The organism is Micromonospora sp. NPDC049374 (assembly GCF_040677165.1).
Taxonomy (GTDB): domain Bacteria; phylum Actinomycetota; class Actinomycetes; order Mycobacteriales; family Micromonosporaceae; genus Micromonospora.
This window is the reverse complement of the sequence record NZ_JBFAQH010000002.1, coordinates 432,768-448,232: the sequence shown is the minus strand read 5'-3', so window position 1 is coordinate 448,232 and position 15,465 is coordinate 432,768. Positions and strand designations below refer to the sequence as shown.

At 69.6% G+C, this 15,465-nt stretch carries 17 protein-coding genes and 4 tRNA genes; 1 reads left to right on the top strand and 20 read right to left on the bottom strand.

Going from position 1 to position 15,465, the window contains the following annotated elements:
• Positions 1–268: 268 nt before the first annotated feature.
• The 17 genes from rplL to AB0J93_RS05400 form a co-directional block, all read right to left on the bottom strand.
• Positions 269–658: a 50S ribosomal protein L7/L12 gene (rplL, locus tag AB0J93_RS05480; RefSeq protein ID WP_363918409.1), complete on the bottom strand. Its 390-nt coding sequence runs from the start codon at positions 656–658 to the stop codon at positions 269–271.
• Positions 659–714: 56 nt separating this feature from the next.
• Positions 715–1,260 carry a 50S ribosomal protein L10 gene (rplJ, locus tag AB0J93_RS05475; protein ID WP_013735964.1) on the bottom strand — a complete coding sequence of 182 codons (546 nt, stop codon included), beginning with the start codon at positions 1,258–1,260 and terminating at the stop codon, positions 715–717.
• Between the two features lie 420 nt (positions 1,261–1,680).
• Positions 1,681–2,370, bottom strand: a complete 690-nt coding sequence (locus AB0J93_RS05470; RefSeq protein WP_363918407.1) for a hypothetical protein — start codon at positions 2,368–2,370, stop codon at positions 1,681–1,683.
• Entirely contained in the window at positions 2,367–3,155 is a 789-nt protein-coding gene (locus tag AB0J93_RS05465; RefSeq protein ID WP_363918405.1) for an ABC transporter ATP-binding protein, read from the bottom strand. The genes AB0J93_RS05470 and AB0J93_RS05465 overlap by 4 nt, the downstream gene beginning before the upstream one ends.
• Before the next feature lie 74 nt (positions 3,156–3,229).
• Positions 3,230–3,946 carry a 50S ribosomal protein L1 gene (rplA, locus tag AB0J93_RS05460; protein ID WP_093403592.1) on the bottom strand — a complete coding sequence of 239 codons (717 nt, stop codon included), beginning with the start codon at positions 3,944–3,946 and terminating at the stop codon, positions 3,230–3,232.
• Between the two features lie 85 nt (positions 3,947–4,031).
• Positions 4,032–4,463 (bottom strand): 50S ribosomal protein L11, encoded by a 432-nt coding sequence (rplK, locus tag AB0J93_RS05455; protein WP_363918403.1) that lies wholly within the window; start codon positions 4,461–4,463, stop codon positions 4,032–4,034.
• A gap of 200 nt (positions 4,464–4,663) precedes the next feature.
• A complete protein-coding gene (gene nusG / locus AB0J93_RS05450) occupies positions 4,664–5,386 on the bottom strand; it encodes a transcription termination/antitermination protein NusG (protein WP_363918401.1) in 723 nt (240 codons plus the stop codon).
• Between the two features lie 38 nt (positions 5,387–5,424).
• A complete protein-coding gene (gene secE / locus AB0J93_RS05445) occupies positions 5,425–5,790 on the bottom strand; it encodes a preprotein translocase subunit SecE (protein ID WP_363918399.1) in 366 nt (121 codons plus the stop codon).
• Between the two features lie 211 nt (positions 5,791–6,001).
• Positions 6,002–6,074: transfer RNA gene (locus tag AB0J93_RS05440), tRNA-Trp, on the bottom strand.
• 134 nt (positions 6,075–6,208) lie between these two features.
• Positions 6,209–6,601 (bottom strand): MaoC family dehydratase, encoded by a 393-nt coding sequence (locus tag AB0J93_RS05435; RefSeq protein ID WP_093403586.1) that lies wholly within the window; start codon positions 6,599–6,601, stop codon positions 6,209–6,211.
• A 1-nt stretch (position 6,602) separates the two neighbouring features.
• Positions 6,603–7,049 carry a MaoC family dehydratase N-terminal domain-containing protein gene (locus AB0J93_RS05430; RefSeq protein ID WP_093403585.1) on the bottom strand — a complete coding sequence of 149 codons (447 nt, stop codon included), beginning with the start codon at positions 7,047–7,049 and terminating at the stop codon, positions 6,603–6,605.
• 124 nt (positions 7,050–7,173) lie between these two features.
• Positions 7,174–7,341 (bottom strand): 50S ribosomal protein L33, encoded by a 168-nt coding sequence (gene rpmG, locus AB0J93_RS05425; protein ID WP_093403583.1) that lies wholly within the window; start codon positions 7,339–7,341, stop codon positions 7,174–7,176.
• 133 nt (positions 7,342–7,474) lie between these two features.
• Positions 7,475–7,547, bottom strand: a tRNA-Met gene (locus AB0J93_RS05420).
• Between the two features lie 25 nt (positions 7,548–7,572).
• A tRNA-Thr gene (locus AB0J93_RS05415) sits at positions 7,573–7,645 on the bottom strand.
• Positions 7,646–7,737: 92 nt separating this feature from the next.
• The gene (locus AB0J93_RS05410) at positions 7,738–10,269 is read right to left on the bottom strand and encodes a bifunctional diguanylate cyclase/phosphodiesterase (RefSeq protein ID WP_363918396.1); all 2,532 of its coding nucleotides are present in this window, start codon (positions 10,267–10,269) and stop codon (positions 7,738–7,740) included.
• A gap of 48 nt (positions 10,270–10,317) precedes the next feature.
• Positions 10,318–10,464 (bottom strand): hypothetical protein, encoded by a 147-nt coding sequence (locus AB0J93_RS05405; protein WP_363918394.1) that lies wholly within the window; start codon positions 10,462–10,464, stop codon positions 10,318–10,320.
• A gap of 605 nt (positions 10,465–11,069) precedes the next feature.
• A tRNA-Tyr gene (locus AB0J93_RS05400) sits at positions 11,070–11,153 on the bottom strand.
• Positions 11,154–11,301: 148 nt separating this feature from the next.
• On the opposite strand from AB0J93_RS05400, the gene AB0J93_RS05395 reads away from it, so the two are divergent.
• On the top strand, positions 11,302–11,796 hold the full coding sequence (locus AB0J93_RS05395; protein WP_363918576.1) for a YajQ family cyclic di-GMP-binding protein: 495 nt from the start codon (positions 11,302–11,304) through the stop codon (positions 11,794–11,796).
• Between the two features lie 140 nt (positions 11,797–11,936).
• On the opposite strand, the gene AB0J93_RS05390 is transcribed toward AB0J93_RS05395, so the two are convergent.
• The 3 genes from AB0J93_RS05390 to htpX all read right to left on the bottom strand — a co-directional run bounded on the left by AB0J93_RS05390 (position 11,937) and on the right by htpX (position 15,361).
• Positions 11,937–12,407, bottom strand: a complete 471-nt coding sequence (locus AB0J93_RS05390; protein ID WP_363918392.1) for a GNAT family N-acetyltransferase — start codon at positions 12,405–12,407, stop codon at positions 11,937–11,939.
• Between the two features lie 409 nt (positions 12,408–12,816).
• Positions 12,817–14,076 carry an MFS transporter gene (locus AB0J93_RS05385; RefSeq protein WP_363918390.1) on the bottom strand — a complete coding sequence of 420 codons (1,260 nt, stop codon included), beginning with the start codon at positions 14,074–14,076 and terminating at the stop codon, positions 12,817–12,819.
• Positions 14,077–14,485: 409 nt separating this feature from the next.
• Complete coding sequence (htpX, locus tag AB0J93_RS05380; protein WP_363918388.1) at positions 14,486–15,361, bottom strand: zinc metalloprotease HtpX; 876 nt, start codon at positions 15,359–15,361, stop codon at positions 14,486–14,488.
• Between the last annotated feature and the right edge of the window lie 104 nt (positions 15,362–15,465).

The window sequence follows — 15,465 nt, the reverse complement described above, 5'->3', positions numbered from 1 at the left end:
GCAAGCGCGGAAGGTCTTGCTGATGTCAGCGTGCCTGGCAGTCCAGTGCCGCGTCAAGAGCCCTTGTCGGCATCGGGCGCTCTTTCCCACGCACGAGCGAGTCCGCCGGCCCGGGTCGGCGCGCCGTGGACCGGGTTCGACGCCCTGCTCACGCCGGTTGCGGGCTGGTCCACGAACACGGCGGGCGGCGATCCACTGTCGGATCGCCGCCCGCCGCGACGTGGCGTGCCCGGTTCGTGCGAGCCGGGACGGCCAGGTGGGGCTCAGGTCACTTGAGGGTGACCTTGGCGCCCTCGCCCTCGAGCTTGGTCTTGGCCTTGTCCGCGGTCTCCTTGTTGACCTTCTCCAGGACCGGCTTCGGGGCGGCCTCGACCAGGTCCTTGGCCTCCTTGAGGCCCAGGCCGGTCAGCTCACGCACGACCTTGATGACCTGGATCTTCTTGCCACCGTCGGCGTCGAGGATGACGTCGAACTCGTCCTTCTCCGGCTCGGCCTCGGCGGCAGCGCCACCGGCGGCCGGACCCGCCATCATCATCGCGGCCGGGGCGGCGGCGGTGACCTCGAAGGTCTCCTCGAACTGCTTCACGAACTCGGAGAGCTCGATCAGCGTCATCTCCTTGAACGCGTCGAGCAGCTCGTCGGTGCTGAGCTTCGCCATGTCTGGCGTCCTTTCCTAATGGTTCAAACTAAAGAACGTGGTGCGTCGACACGGCCTCAGGCCGCCTCGGCGCCTTCCTTCTCGCGCTTGTCCTGCAGGGCGGCCGCCAGGCGGGCGGTCTTCGACAGCGGGGCCTGGAACAGGGCCGCGGCCTTGCTCAGGTTGCCCTTCATCGCGCCGGCCAGCTTGGCCAGCAGTACCTCGCGGGACTCCAGGTCGGCGAGCTTCGTGACCTCGGCCGCGGAAATGGCCTTGCCCTCGAAGACGCCGCCCTTGATGACGAGCTTCGGGTTGGCCTTCGCGAAGTCGCGAAGGCCCTTCGCCGCCTCGACGACGTCGCCCGAAACGAAAGTCAGCGCGGTAGGACCGGTGAACAGCTCGTCGAGGCCGGAGATGCCCGCGTCCGCCGCGGCACGCTTGGCCAGCGTGTTCTTGGCAACCGTGTAGCTGGTCTCCTTGCCGAGCGAGCGCCGCAGCTGGGTGAGCTGGGAGACCGTCAGACCGCGGTACTCGGTCAGCACGGTGGCACCCGCGCTCCGGAAGCTCTCGGTCAGCTCTGCGACGGCCGTGGCCTTGTCGGCCCGGATCGGCTTGTCCGCCATGTCCCTCCTCTCTCGTTGCTCGAGGCTGGTCACCGTCGCAGGCGAACGCCTGTGACGGTGCGGAGGTGTCGCGGCAACAGAAAAGCCCCGGCGCAGGGCGCACGGGGCGAGGACGGCGGAAATCAGATGGTCGGCGGACCACACGATGCTGCCGATGTCGCTTGCCGCCCTACGCGGGTCGCCCGTCTTCGCGGGACCTTCGACCGTGCCGGGGCACGGTGACCAGCGGTCTCTGGGTGGAACTTCGCCCATCAGGCTACGCGACACCTGCGGCGACCGCCAAATCGCCCCCGGACCGCCCGGGCGGCGGCCACGGTCGGCCCGGGCCGATGGCTCGCACCAGCACATACGTCGACGTCTCCGGCCGGCCGCGGCGGTCCCCGCCCCCGCCTCGGCTCGACCGAGGACTCGACCACCCCGCTAGGCGCGCCGAGTGCGGGCGCGGGCGTAGCCGGTCAGCACCACCGCCGCCCAGACCAGCGCCCACGCCGTCAGCAGCAGCGCGGTCGACCCGGACAGCGGGCCGACCAGTGCCCTGGCGGTGGGTAGCAGCGGCGGTGCCAGCCACGGCGCGACCGACCCCGAGAAACCGAGCACCAGCGCGCCGACCGCACCGAGGGTGAGCACCGCCACACCGTAGCCGGCACTGCGGGTGATCGCCCGGCTGGCCAGCGCGCCCAGCACCACGGCCGCCGGCAGAGCGAGCAGGTGCGCCCAGAGACCGAGCGCCACACCTGCGGGAATCGACCGGTCACCGGGCAGGCTCGGACCAGTCACCCCGCCGACCAGCCACGGAAAGACCAGGGCGATCATCACCAGACCGAGACCAGCCACCACCGCGGCGACCAGGCCGGCCGCCTGCTCGCGCGCCGCACCGACCGCGACCAGGGTCAGCCGGCGCTGCACATCCGGTTCCACGTCCAGCAGGATCTTGGTCTGCCAGGCCAGCACGGGGAAGAGCACCACGGCCGATACGCCGTAGGCCTCCGCGGGCTGGGCCCGGCCACCGCCGTACAGGATGCCGAGGGCGAGCAGGCCGGCCAGGAACGGTGCCAGCGCCCGTCCGGTACGCAGGAAGCCGGCGAGCCGGAACCGCACCAGATCGGTCACCGGGCCACCTCGGACGACGGTCCCACCCCCGGCCGCGTGGCCTCGGGTGATGCGCTCTGGCCGCGTACCCGCAGGACGTGATGGCCCTCGGCGCGTAAGCGGGCGACGGTGGCCGGCAACTGCCCGACCGGAACCTCCAGCTCGACCACCGCGACCGCCGCATCGCCCGACGGGGCCCGCTCGACCACCGCCCCGTCGGCCACCAACCACTCCCGCGCGCCGGGCAGCCGGACCGTCTCCCCGCGATGGTCGCTGACCAGCACCGACCCGCCGTCGGTCAACACCTCGTCGACCACCTGCGGGACCAATTCACGCGCCGCGGCGTCCAGGCCCTCCCAGGGCTCGTCGAGGACGAGCAGACCGGGCGGACGCAGCAGGGCCTGGGCCAGGCCGACCTTCTGCGCGGTGCCCTTCGACAACTGGGACAGCCGGGCGGTGCGGAACGGGCCGAGGCCCAGCCGGTCGACCCAGCGTCGCACCGTACGGTCCGCCGCGGACGGGGACAGGCCGGTGATCCGGGCCATCGCCGCGAGGTAACCGTCGACGGTGAACGGCTGGTCGGCCGGGAAGCGCTCCGGCACCCAGCCCACGACCGACGGCCGGTCGAGCACCCGCCCCCGGGACGGTCGCAGGACCCCGGCGGCGAGCTGGAGCAGTGTCGACTTGCCGGCACCGTTGCGGCCCAGCACCACCACCGCCTCGCCCGCCGCCACGCGTACCGTCACCTGCCGCAGCACCCACGGACCGCGCCGGTGATACCGCAGCCCGATGTCCTCCAGCCACATGCCGCGAGCCTGCCACAGCCGACAGACGAACGCGGCCCCGCCACGAGTGGCGGGGCCGCGTCGGTGCGTCGTGCTCAGCTGTCGGCCGAGCCCTCCTGCAGGTTCTTCACCACGTTCGGGTCGACCGGTACGCCCGGTCCCATCGTGGTGGTGAGGGTGACCTTCTTGAGGTACTTGCCCTTCGCGGCCGACGGCTTGGCCCGCAGCACCTCGTCGAGGACGGCCGCGTAGTTGTCGACCAGCTGGGCCTCGGAGAACGAGGCCTTACCGATGATCAGGTGCAGGTTCGAGTGCTTGTCCACCCGGAAGGTGATCTTCCCGCCCTTGATGTCCGACACGGCCTTGGTGACGTCCATCGTCACCGTGCCGGTCTTCGGGTTCGGCATCAGACCGCGCGGGCCCAGGATCCGCGCGATCCGGCCGATCTTGGCCATCTGGTCGGGCGTGGCGATCGCGGCGTCGAAGTCCAGCCAACCGCCCTGGATCCGGGCGACCAGCTCGTCGGTGCCCACCTCGTCGGCACCGGCGGCGACGGCCTCCTCGGCCTTCGCGCCGGCGGCGAAGACGATCACGCGGGCGGTCTTACCGGTGCCGTGCGGCAGGTTGACCGTGCCGCGGACCATCTGGTCCGCCTTGCGGGGGTCGACGCCGAGGCGCATCGCGACCTCGACCGTGGCGTCGAACTTGGTGGCGGTGCTCTCCTTGGCCAGCTTGACGGCCTCGACGGGGGTGTAGAGCTTCGACTTGTCGATGGCCTCGGCGGCCTTGCGGTAGCTCTTGCTGCGCTGCATGTTCTGTCTACTCCTGTGGTCTCTGGCGGGCCGCGATGCTCGCGCGCCCTCCCACGATCCGTACGGGTCGGCGGTGTGGCCGACGTCAGTCGGTGACGTTCAGGCCCATCGACCGGGCGGTGCCGGCGATGATCTTCTCAGCCTGGTCGATGTCGTTGGCGTTGAGGTCGGCCATCTTCTTCTCGGCGATCTCCCGCAGCTGGGCGCGGGTCACCGAGCCGACCTTCTGCGTGTGCGGAACGCCCGAGCCCTTCTGCACACCGGCAGCCTTGATCAGCAGCCGGGCGGCGGGCGGGGTCTTCAGCACGAAGGTGAAGGACCGGTCCTCGTACACGCTGATCTCGGCGGGCACGATGTCGCCCCGCTGCGACTCGGTCTGCGCGTTGTACGACTTGCAGAACTCCATGATGTTCACGCCGTGCTGACCGAGCGCGGGACCGACCGGCGGCGCCGGAGTGGCCTGGCCCGCCGGCAGCTGAAGCGTGAACGTCTTGACGAGCTTCTTCTTCGGAGGCATGTCTCTTCCTGGGGCTTGGAACTGGGAAAGGTTCACACGACACCGCCGTCGAGGCGCGCACGGTCAGCGCGCATGCGACGGCGGCGACGTTCTAGGGTAGCGCAGACCTGGATCCCGGCAGCCACGGAGGTTGACCTCGGCGGGTGAACCGGACGAACGACGACGACCGGCGGCGGTTGCCCGCCGCCAGCGCCGACGGCTCAGATCTTGGCAACCTGGTTGAAGTTCAGCTCCACCGGCGTCTCCCGGCCGAAGATCGACACCAGCACCTTGAGCTTCTGCTGGTCGGCGTTGATCTCGCTGATCGTCGCCGGCAAGGAGGCGAAGGCGCCGTCGGTGACCGTCACCGAGTCGCCGACCTCGAAGTCGAGGACCTTGACCTCCGGCTTGGCCTTCTTCTGCTCGGTCTCGACGGCGGGTGCCAGCCACTTGAGCACCTCGTCGAGGCTCAGCGGCGCCGGACGATCGGCCCGGTCGGTTGCGCCGACGAAGCCGGTGACCCCGGGAGTGTTCCGTACGCAGGAGTAGGACTCCGCGGTCAGCTCCATCCGGACGAGGATGTAGCCGGGGAAGACCTTGGCCTGCACCTGGGAACGCTTGCCGTTCTTGACCTCGACCTCTTCCCGGGTCGGCACCTCGACCTGGTAGATGTAGTCCTCCATGTCGAGGGACGTGATCCGGGTCTCGAGGTTGGTCTTGACCTTGTTCTCGTAGCCGGCGTACGAGTGCACCACGTACCAGTCGCCCGGCGCGTAGCGCAGCTTCTGCCGCAGCTCCGCGACCGGGTCGAAGTCCTCCTCGGGAGCGGGCTCGGTCATGGCGAACTCCGGCTCGCTGGCGGCCTCGACCGACTCGTCACCAGCCGCCGTCGCCACCGTGGACTGCTCGTCCGGGGTCTCGGCGGTCTCGTCGTACTCAGGCACGCTTGCTCACTTCCGTCACTATCGCACGTGTCAGCCGGTCAGCTGGGGTTGCCGAAGACCCACAACACGCCCTTGGCGAAGCCGTAGTCCAGGACGGCCACGATCGTCAGCATCACCGTGACGAACGCGATCACCACCGCCGTGTAGGTCAGCAGCTCCTTGCGGGTCGGCCAGATGACCTTACGCAGTTCGGCCACGACCTCGCGGATGAAACGCGCGATGCGACCGAACAGGCCCACCTTGCTGGAAGCGGAATCCGCCTTGGCCCGCTCACGGGTAGCGGTGCCGCCTCGGGAAACCGGCTCGTTCGCGTCGGTGGCGTCGTCGTCGGCGCTGTCGTTGACGACCTCGTCATTCAGGCGCTCGTCGTCGGCGTCCTCGCCGCGCCGCTTGTTGTCGGCCACTTCGCCCTCCGTCGCGGGATGTCGGTGTCGCACGCGGTGCGCGTGCGCGGCGCTTGGTCACGCCAGCCGGACCAACCGTCCCGGGACGGGCCGCGGCCGGCGGATCAACCGGAAGGGCCCGATGCCTCGGAACCTCCCCGCCGATGCCACCACCACGGGCCGGACGCCACCAGAAGGCGGCGCGACCCACGGAACGGTCAGGCCTGAGGCGCAGGGGTGACAGGACTTGAACCTGCAGCCTGCGGTTTTGGAGACCGCTGCTCTGCCAATTGAGCTACACCCCTGTGCGGCAACGCTCGCCCCACCCGGTCACACTTTCACACGACCAGGCAGGGGTCACTTGCCCCACGGCGGACCAGTGTACGGGTAGCGACCCGACTTTCCCAACCGGTCTACCCGACGCGCCGTACGGTGCTGGTCAGCCGGCCGTGCGCACGGTGGCCCGCGCCTGCGAGAGCACCTTCTCACCGAGGCAGGTGGCGGTCACGTCCAGCCTGGTCAGACCTGCGTCGGTCACCTCACGGACCACCGCGGTCACCACGATCTCGGTGCCGGTGTCGTCGTCAGGGACCGCCACCGGGCGGGTGAACCGCACACCGAAGTCGACCACCGCGTCGGGCGAGCCGGCCCAGGTGGTGACCGCCCGACCGACGAGCGCCATGGTGAACATGCCGTGGGCGATCACACCGGGCAGACCCACCTTGGTGGCGAACCGGTCGCTCCAGTGGATCGGGTTGAAGTCGCCCGAGGCACCGGCGTAACGGACCAGGTCCGCCCGGGTCACCCGGAACGTCTGGGTGGGTAGTTCCACGTCACGCCTCCCCGCGTACGACGAGCTTGGACCAGACCGCGACCACCGACTCGCCGGCGGTCGTGCTGACGTCGGTCCGGGTGGTCAGGAACTCGTGACCGCCACGGCTGGTGATCTCCTCGACGGAGTTGACACAGACCAGTTCGTCGCCGGCCACCACCGGCCGGGTGTACGCGAACCGCTGGTCGCCGTGGACCACCCGGCTGTAGTCGATGCCGAGCGCCGGGTCCTCGATCAGCTGGCGGCTGGCGGCCATGGTGATCACCACCGGGAACGTCGGCGGCGCGACCACGTCCGGGTGTCCCAGCGCGCGGGCGGCCTCCGGATCGTGGTGGGCGGGATCGGTGGCACCGATCGCGGTCGCGAACTCGCGGATCTTCTCGCGGCCCACCTGATAGGGGGCGGTCGGCGGATAGGTCCGGCCGACGAAAGACTGGTCCAGGGGCATGCCGCGAACCTACACGCAAAGCACGATCGCCGATCCCAGCAGTCGGCGTCGGCTCAGCCGCGCCGTCCGCTGCGGACCGGCGATCATGACACGTGCGGAGCCGGGCCGATCGGCCCGGACAGGTTCAGCGCGTCTCGCGGTGCAGGGTGTGCCGCCCGTCCCGGGGGCAGAACTTCTTCAGCTCGATGCGGTCCGGGTCGTTACGGCGGTTCTTGCGCGTGATGTAGTTGCGCTCCTTGCACTCCACACACGCCAAAGTGATCTTCGGCCGGACATCGGTCGCCTTCGCCACGGCGGAGTGCCTTCCTCGCTAACGGATACAACTACGGCGGTGAAGCCTACGCGCCACCTGGTCGGACACGCAAAGCGGGCGCCTGTGGCGCCCGTCCCACCGACCACCGGAGATACTCCGGGGCGGACGAGAGTAGCGGTGGCCGGACTTGAACCGGCGACACAGCGATTATGAGCCGCTTGCTCTGCCATCTGAGCTACACCGCCGCGGTGGGCCCAGCCGGACCCTCTGAGCCCCCTTACGGAATCGAACCGTAGACCTTCTCCTTACCATGGAGACGCTCTGCCGACTGAGCTAAGGGGGCCTGCGCGATCACTCTGTGCCCGCGCAGAGGTAAGAGTACACGGCCCGATCGTGCTGGTGAAATCGGATCCCCAGGGACGCCGTACGCCCAGCTCAAGGCACCACGCGCAGTCTCGGAAGCTCGCTGCTGGAGATCGACTCCGGGTCGATCTGGGCACCGAACCACGCCTCCAGGCGCTCGAACGGCAACGGACGGCTGAACAGGAACCCCTGGCCGACCTCGCACCCGATGTCCTGGAGCAGCTCCAGAGTCAGTTCGCTCTCCACGCCCTCGGCCACCACGGTGAGACCGAACTGCTGGGACAGGGTGACCACGGCGTTGACGATCGCCAGGTCTCCGGGATCGGTGGCCATGCCCTGCACGAAGGAGTGGTCGACCTTCACCTCGTGCACCGGCAGGCGGCGCAGGTGGGCCAGCGAGGAACTGCCGGTGCCGAAGTCGTCCACAGAGAGCCGTACGCCCAGATCCCGCAGACGGCGCAGGGTCGGGATCGGGCGCTCGGTGCCGTCCAGCACGCCGGCTTCCGGAATCTCCAGGGTCAGCAGCTGCGCCGGAACGCCGTACTCCTCGAGCAGCTCCCGGACCTGCTCCGGGAAGCGCTGGTCGGTGAGCGTACGCGCGGAGACGTTGACCGCGACGGCGAGCGACTGGCCGCCGTGCGCCCAGTCCCGGCTGTGCCGCAACCCCTCCCGGAGCACGAACTCGGTGAGCCGGCCGAGCTGGCCGGTGTGCTCGGCCACCGCGACGAAATCCCTCGGCGCCACTGTGCCGTGGGTCGGATGCTCCCAGCGCGCCAGGCATTCCACCCCGACCAGCCGGCGGTGCCGCAAGGTCACCTTGGGTTGGTAATAGATCTCCAACTCGTCGTTGTCGAGGGCGCTGCGGAGGTCGCCAGCGAGCCCGAGCCGATGCAGCGAACGGGATTCCAGCGCGGGGTTGTACAGCTGCACACTCCCCGGGGCCGATTTCGCCACGGTCGCCGCCACGTCCACCCGTTGCAGCAGGGTGGCCGCGTCGCTGCCGTGGTCCGGGTGCACCACCACGCCGACTGCGGTGTCCACGTCCAAGGTCAGGGCGTCGAAGACCATCTCGTCGCGGATCTGCTCCCGCAACTGGCCCCCGAACTCCAGCGCCGCCTCAACGCTCTCCAGCCGCAGGGTCACCAGAAACTCGTCGCCACCGACTCGACCGACCAATGCGGCCGACGGTGCGCAGCCACGCAGCCGATCGGCCACCTCGACCAGCACTCTGTCACCAGCCGCGTGACCGAGCGCCTCGTTGACCTGCCGCAGCCGGTCGACGTCGAACAACAGCAGCGCAACCACCTCGCCGGGAGCTCGGATCCGCACCGCCTCCGCCAGCGCGCCGAGGATCCGGCGGCGGTTGGGCAGCTTGGTGAGCCCATCGTGGTACGCGTCATGCCGCAGCCGGTCCACCAGGCGGGAGTTCTCCAGCGCCACCGCGGCGTGCGCCGCCACCGTCTCGAAGACTGTGACATCGGCGGTGCGGAAGAAGTTGGTGTCGCCGAGCCGGTTGGCAACCTCCAGCGTGCCGATGACCGCCTTGCCCGACCGCAACGGCACGGCGATCACTTCCTTGACGGACGTCGGTTCCAGCGCCTCCCGCAGCTCCGGATCGCCGGCCAGACGGTTGCTCACCGCCACCGTCTCCTGACGAGCCAGGGCGGCAGCGCGCAGCGCCGCTGGGCCGGGCGTGGAGTCCAAAAGCCCCGGCTTGCCCTCCTGAGCGGTCAGCAGCACCTCCGGGTGGCGACCCTGAGCCGGCAGCCAGAGGGTGGCGGATTCCGCCTGCATGAGGCTTCGGATGCGGACCAGCAGTACGTCGATGAGGTTGCCTTCAGGCCCGCTCTCGGTGATCGCCTTGGTCAGCTCGTACATCTCCGACAGGGTGCGGTGCTGCCGGAGGAACTGCGCGTAGGAGCGGTACACCAACGCGAACGCCACGGCCAGGCCGGCAAAGATCAAGAGAGACCACGGATTGCTCCGCCAGGCAATGATGATCAACAGTCCGATGGAGAGGTTGATCGTGACCCCGAGCAACATCGGCAGGCTGGCGGCCCGAATCAGCTCACGGCTCGCCTGCCAGCTTTGCACCACGGTGAAGACCCCAGCCAGGGCTGCAAGCTGAACCATGGTGTGGGTGCCGACGGCGGCGAGCAGTGCGGCCCAGGTGGCCGGTTCGGCGGCCGCAGACGTCGGCAGCACCGTGTAGACGACTGCGGCCAGAGAGGTTGCCGCCGCAGCGCCGGCCACATTGAACCAGAGCTTCACCGGCAGCAGCCTGCGACGCACCTGAATCGCGAGCGAGGCCACCGTGTAAGCCAGGACCACCGACAACGGCGGAAGCACGAACAGCGCGACGACAAGCGGAATCTCAGTGGGGAAGACATCGAACGCCTGTCGCCGGATCACGACGCTAATGGTCGGGATGGCGGCAAGTGCCATCGCCACACTTAGTAGCACGGTGGCCGGAAGCTCCCCCAGCGCCGTGTCAACTGTCAACCCGAGCAACAGGCAGACCACCACGGCACAGAGCGCCAACGGTCCGGTGATGAGCCAGGCGTGCTCCGTCTGTCGAGGAGCGGAACGCGGACGAGACGTCATAGCTCCCCTCGTCGGTTGGGAGTAGCCGAGCGAAGGAGCTATCGCCCGTCAGGGCAGCAGCGAGCCCAGCGCCGGCATGGTCCAGTCGATGCCGGACGTCACGAACTGAGCGTCGGCGGCGGCAACCGCCGCAACGACGAGACCGGCAACCAAGGTGATGGAGCCGAACAGCCGGCCCAAGCGTCGAGCAGACATCTGTGCTCCTAGTGGGGGTCGCAACCGTGATGGAGGCCCCCCGATGGTGCCACAGGCGCTTGGTCGGTGAAAAGCTCAGGCATCCGATGTTGGCGCGGAAGATCGCGCCTGGTGGCAGATTGGCAGCCCACAGGCGGACATTCGAGCAGGTCAGGGTGGTTGAGTCGGCCGCCCGGCTCGAAGAAGACGCCAAGCGCCCATTATTCCCTTACCTGAAGTAGCGGATCTAGCGGACAACGGCCGATGCAACTGTCAACTTGGCGGCCGACAACGCGCTTCGCTGCCGCCCTTCCGACGCGCCCCGCCGTACCGTGCGTCGATGCGGCGGCGTAGGCCGCTCGCAGCCCGTCGGGCCACCCCGCCAATGCAAACACGTTAGGTGGCCCACCGGCAACAGGCCGAGTCCGGGTCGGCACGACCCGCGACGCGTCCACGGGTCGGTCGGCCACCCTGGATCTTGGCCATCGGCAGCGACCAGGGACGCCGAGCGCAGATCACGCAGCCCGATCCAGCGCAGTCGGCAGCATCCGACGAGACGCAGAACAGGACCAATCAGAAACGGCCCCCGATCAGCATCTCTGCTGGTCAGGGGCCGTTGTCACACCTGGTGGCGGGTAGAGGATTCGAACCTCTGTAGCTTTCGCGACGGATTTACAGTCCGCTCCCATTGGCCGCTCGGGCAACCCGCCAGGGCGTACCACCGCGCCGTGGCGCGGCAGCGGAAGCAAGGATAGCGGCTCCACCCGTTGCCGCCGCAACCGGGTACCGTCAGGGTTCGTACCCCTGGGCAACCAGGGCTAAAGGATCACAAACCAGCCGGACAGCAGGAGCATGAGTATGGCAGCGAACCCGTCGTTCGACATCGTGAGCAAGGTCGACCGTCAGGAGGTCGACAACGCCCTCCGGCAGACGGAGAAGGAGCTCGGGACGCGGTTCGACTTTCGGGGAACGGGCGCCGGAATCTCCTGGTCGGGCGAGGAGGCGATCAGCCTCCAGGCGGAGACCGAGGAGCGGGTCCAGGCCGCGTTGGACGTGTTCAAGGAGAAGTTGGTCAAGCGGAACATCTCGCTGAAGTCGCTGGACGCGGGCGACCCGCGCCCGTCGGGCAAGGTTTTCAAGCTCGACGCCAAGGTGATCCAGGGCATCGATCAGGACAAGGCGAAGGCGATCAGCAAGAAGATCCGCGATGAGGGCCCCAAGGGCGTCCAGGCTCAGATCCAGGGCGACCAGCTGCGGGTCACCGGCAAGAAGAGGGACGACCTTCAGGCGGTCATCGCGCTGCTCAAGGCCGAGGACTTCGGCGTGGCCCTCCAGTTCACCAACTACCGCTGAGTCGTCTCGACCGGCCGCGCCGTCAGTCGTTACCAGCGGCTGTTGCGCTCCGCGGCTTGAGGCGCGGAGGAAACCGCCAGCCGTGACCGCCGAGGTCGCGTTGCCGCGGATCTGGTGTGATCTCCAGAGCGTCCGGGGGTTCAGTCGTCGCGCCGGTGCCGCAGCCAGAGGTACGGGACGGGTTGGCCCTCGTTCCACTCGTCCGCTTGGTCCGGCGGCACCAGTTCGAAGCCGGCGGCGGTGTAGCACCGCAGCGCCGGAGTGTTGTCGGGGTGCGATCGCATCAGCACCGCCGGGTGGTGGTCCCGGGCCAGGTTGGTGAGCAGAGCGACCATCCGGCGGCCCAGGCCCCGACCGCGCAGCGCCGGGGCCACGATGAGGCGGGCCAACTCCACCTCGGCCTCGGCGTCGTCGAGCCACAGCTCGCCGTAGCCGGCCGGCTCTCCGTCGACGAGCGCGAGGTACGCGAGCACGTCGGGCTCGTCGCCCCAGCGCCTGACGTCCTCCGATGTCACCCGGTCGCGTGAGCACCAGCGACGGCTCTCCTCCGGTGAGGTCGACCAGCTCGCCACGACGGCCGGGTGGGTCGGGCCCAGCGCGGTCAGCTCCATGACTCGCCTCCTCGGCGCGGGAGGCTACCGCCCAGCGTGCGGCCGGGGAAACCCGGTTTCGTCGGCGGCCGGCCCTGGCCGGAAGCCCGGGCCACCCGCAAGCCCTCCCCTCGCACGCAGGCGGCCTACCGGCCGGCGCGGTTCAGCACTAGCGCACGACGACGAGGAACCGCGCCGGCACCGAGGCGGTCCCGGCGGAGCTGCGCCACGTCCGCCATGATCGTCAACGTCGCCTCGTGCGGATCTACGGGAGCACCGATACGCGGAGCACGCGTCGGGTCCGGATCAACGGGTGAAGATCAGCAGCAGGACGACCGTCAGGATCGCGCTGACCAGGATCGAGCCAAGACAGCCGATCCGGTTGGAGAAGAAGAGGAACATCCGGTCGTCGTACCCATGATGGCGCGGGTCAGGCCGCGGCGGGCTGCTCGGCCCGGACGGCGGTGGCCTCCGCGCGGGCGATGGGGCCGGCCGGCAACGCGGCGACCGCCGCCCCGACGGCGACTGCGGCCCCGGCGAACAGGAAGGCCCACGGCACCCCGCCGGCATGGTCGACGATCAGGCCGGAAACGGCGCCGCCGACCGCGCTCGCACCGACCGACATGGTCACCACCCAGGTGTACGCCTCGTTCAGCATGCTGCTCGGCGAGATCCGCCCGACCAGGGTGTTCTCCAGGGTCAGCGCGGGAGCGATGGCGGCCCCGCCGAACAGCAGGGCGGTGCCCAGCGCGCCCGGCGTGGGCATCACGGCGAAGACGGCGAAGCTGCCGGCGAGCACGGCGAGCAGCCAGGCGAACAGGCGGGTCATGTTGCGGGCCGGCCGGCGGACGCCGAACCAGAAGCCGCCTATCGCGCTGCCGACGCCCCAGACAGCCAGCAGCACGCCGGCGAGGCCGTTCGGGTCGTCGGGGTTGTAGCGGGTGGCGAATGCCGGGACGGTCACGCCGGCCGCCCCGAAGGCGATGCCGATGCTGGCCACGCAGAGCAGCAGCGCCGGAAAGCCGGCGACCCGAAGCGGACCGAGGCCACGGGCATGATGTTCCCGGGAGTGCGGACGCCAGCCGCGCATGGCCTGGCCGAGTGCGACCGACAGGGTGCCGACCAGGGTCACCACCGCGGCGCCGACCAGCGCCGCCCCGGCGTCGGCGACCAGTACGAACCCGGCCACCAGCAGTGGACCGAGCACGAAAACGATCTCGAAGAGGGTGGTTTCGGCGGCGAGGGCGGTATTGCGCAGGTGGTACCGACCGGAGTCGACGTTTGTCAGCCCGTTCCAGGCGCCACGGATCGCGGCGGTCATCGGCGGGTACGTCCCACCGGCCGCCGCCGAAGCGAGCAGGACCAGCGCAAAGGGTGCGGCATCGGCGCGGGCCGCCCAGAGCAGCCCCATCAGGGCCAGCGGATGGGCGATCGCGGTGCCGAGGAGCACCGGGGTGGGACCGATCCGGTCGGCGATCCGGCCGGCCACCGGGCTCAGCGCGGCACCGGAGAGGGCGTAACAGCCGCCGGCCACGGCCGCCAACGAGTAGCGTCCGGTCACCCCTTCGACGACGAGCAGCAGCGCGAGCGGCGTCATGCCGATCCCGAGTCGTCCGATGATGCCGGTGATCAGCAGGGTCGGTGCGCCCGGAATCTGCCAGACAGCCAGATACCGGCGCAGCCCAGCCACAGCGGACCTCCACGAAATGTAATGAGCGAGACTCGGTTAGACCCTAACGCCCCACGCTCGACCGACCACCCGGTCCAGGTCTGTGGTGGCGCTCACCCACCCCCGGTGGCGGATGTGCCGAGGTTGCCGACGGTCTTCCTGGCGTCGTCGCCCGGCACAGCACGCCGCAAGCCCGTCTGCGAGCAGGACGTCGAGGTCGGGTGGCATGTCCGCACGGCTGCTCCCGGTTCCCGGGATGCCGCAATCTGCTCTCTCGAACCGCGTCCGAGCGGCCGACATACCGCAACTCGCGCCGCCCTTCCACCCCCGACGAGACGGTGCCGCCCGCGCCGGGCGGACCGGGCGCGGGCGGCGACGGTGATGATCGGGCAGCGGCGGAGGCGCGCCGGCCCCGGCTGGCCGGGGCAGGTCAGCGCTGGTAGCGCACCGGGCCCAGCTGACTCGCCAACTGCTCCAGCCGGGCGACCCGCTGCTCCATCGGCGGGTGGGTGGCGAAGAGCGCAGCCACCCCGCCGCCCCGGAACGGGTTGGCGATCATGAGGTGCGCGGTGCTGGTGAGCTGCCCCTCGGCCGGCAACGGCCGACGCTGGGCACCCATGTGGATCTTGCGGAGAGCGCTGGCCAGGGCCAGCGGATCCCCGGTCAGTTCGGCACCCGAGGCGTCCGCCTGGAACTCGCGACTACGACTGATCGCCAGTTGGATGACGGTGGCCGCGATCGGCCCCAGAATGATTGTGAGCAGCAGGACCAGCGGGTTCGGGCCGTCCTCGTCGCTGTTGCCGCCCAGCGGAATGAACAGGGCGAGGTTCGCCAGCATGGTGATGATGCCGGCCAGGCCGGCGGCCACGCTGGAGATCAGGATGTCCCGGTTGTAGACGTGCGACAGCTCGTGACCGATGACGCCCCGCAGCTCGCGGTAGTCGAGCAGCTCGACGATCCCCTGGGTGACGCAGACGGCCGCGTTCTGCGGGTTGCGCCCGGTGGCGAACGCGTTGGGCTGGGCGGTCGGGCTCACGTAGAGCCGGGGCATGGGCTGCCGGGCCTCGGCGGCCAACTCCCGAACCATGTGGTACAGCTCGGGGAACTGTGCCTCGCTGACCGGTTGCGCCCGCATCGAGCGAAGTGCCAGCTTGTCGGAGTAGAAGTACGTGACGCCGTTCATCACCAGCGACACGAGAACGGCGATGACCAGTCCGCCACTGCCGCCGAACCAGTAGCCCACCGCCAGGATCAGCGAGGTGAGCAGGCCGAGCAGCGCGGCGGTCTTCAGACGGTTGTGGTGCACGATCACTCCTTCGGTGCACGGATGCCGGGATCCGCTGACCGGTACAACACACCGGTACCCGTCAACCATCCGTCTCATGACTGAGAGTTACCTGAGGGGCGGAT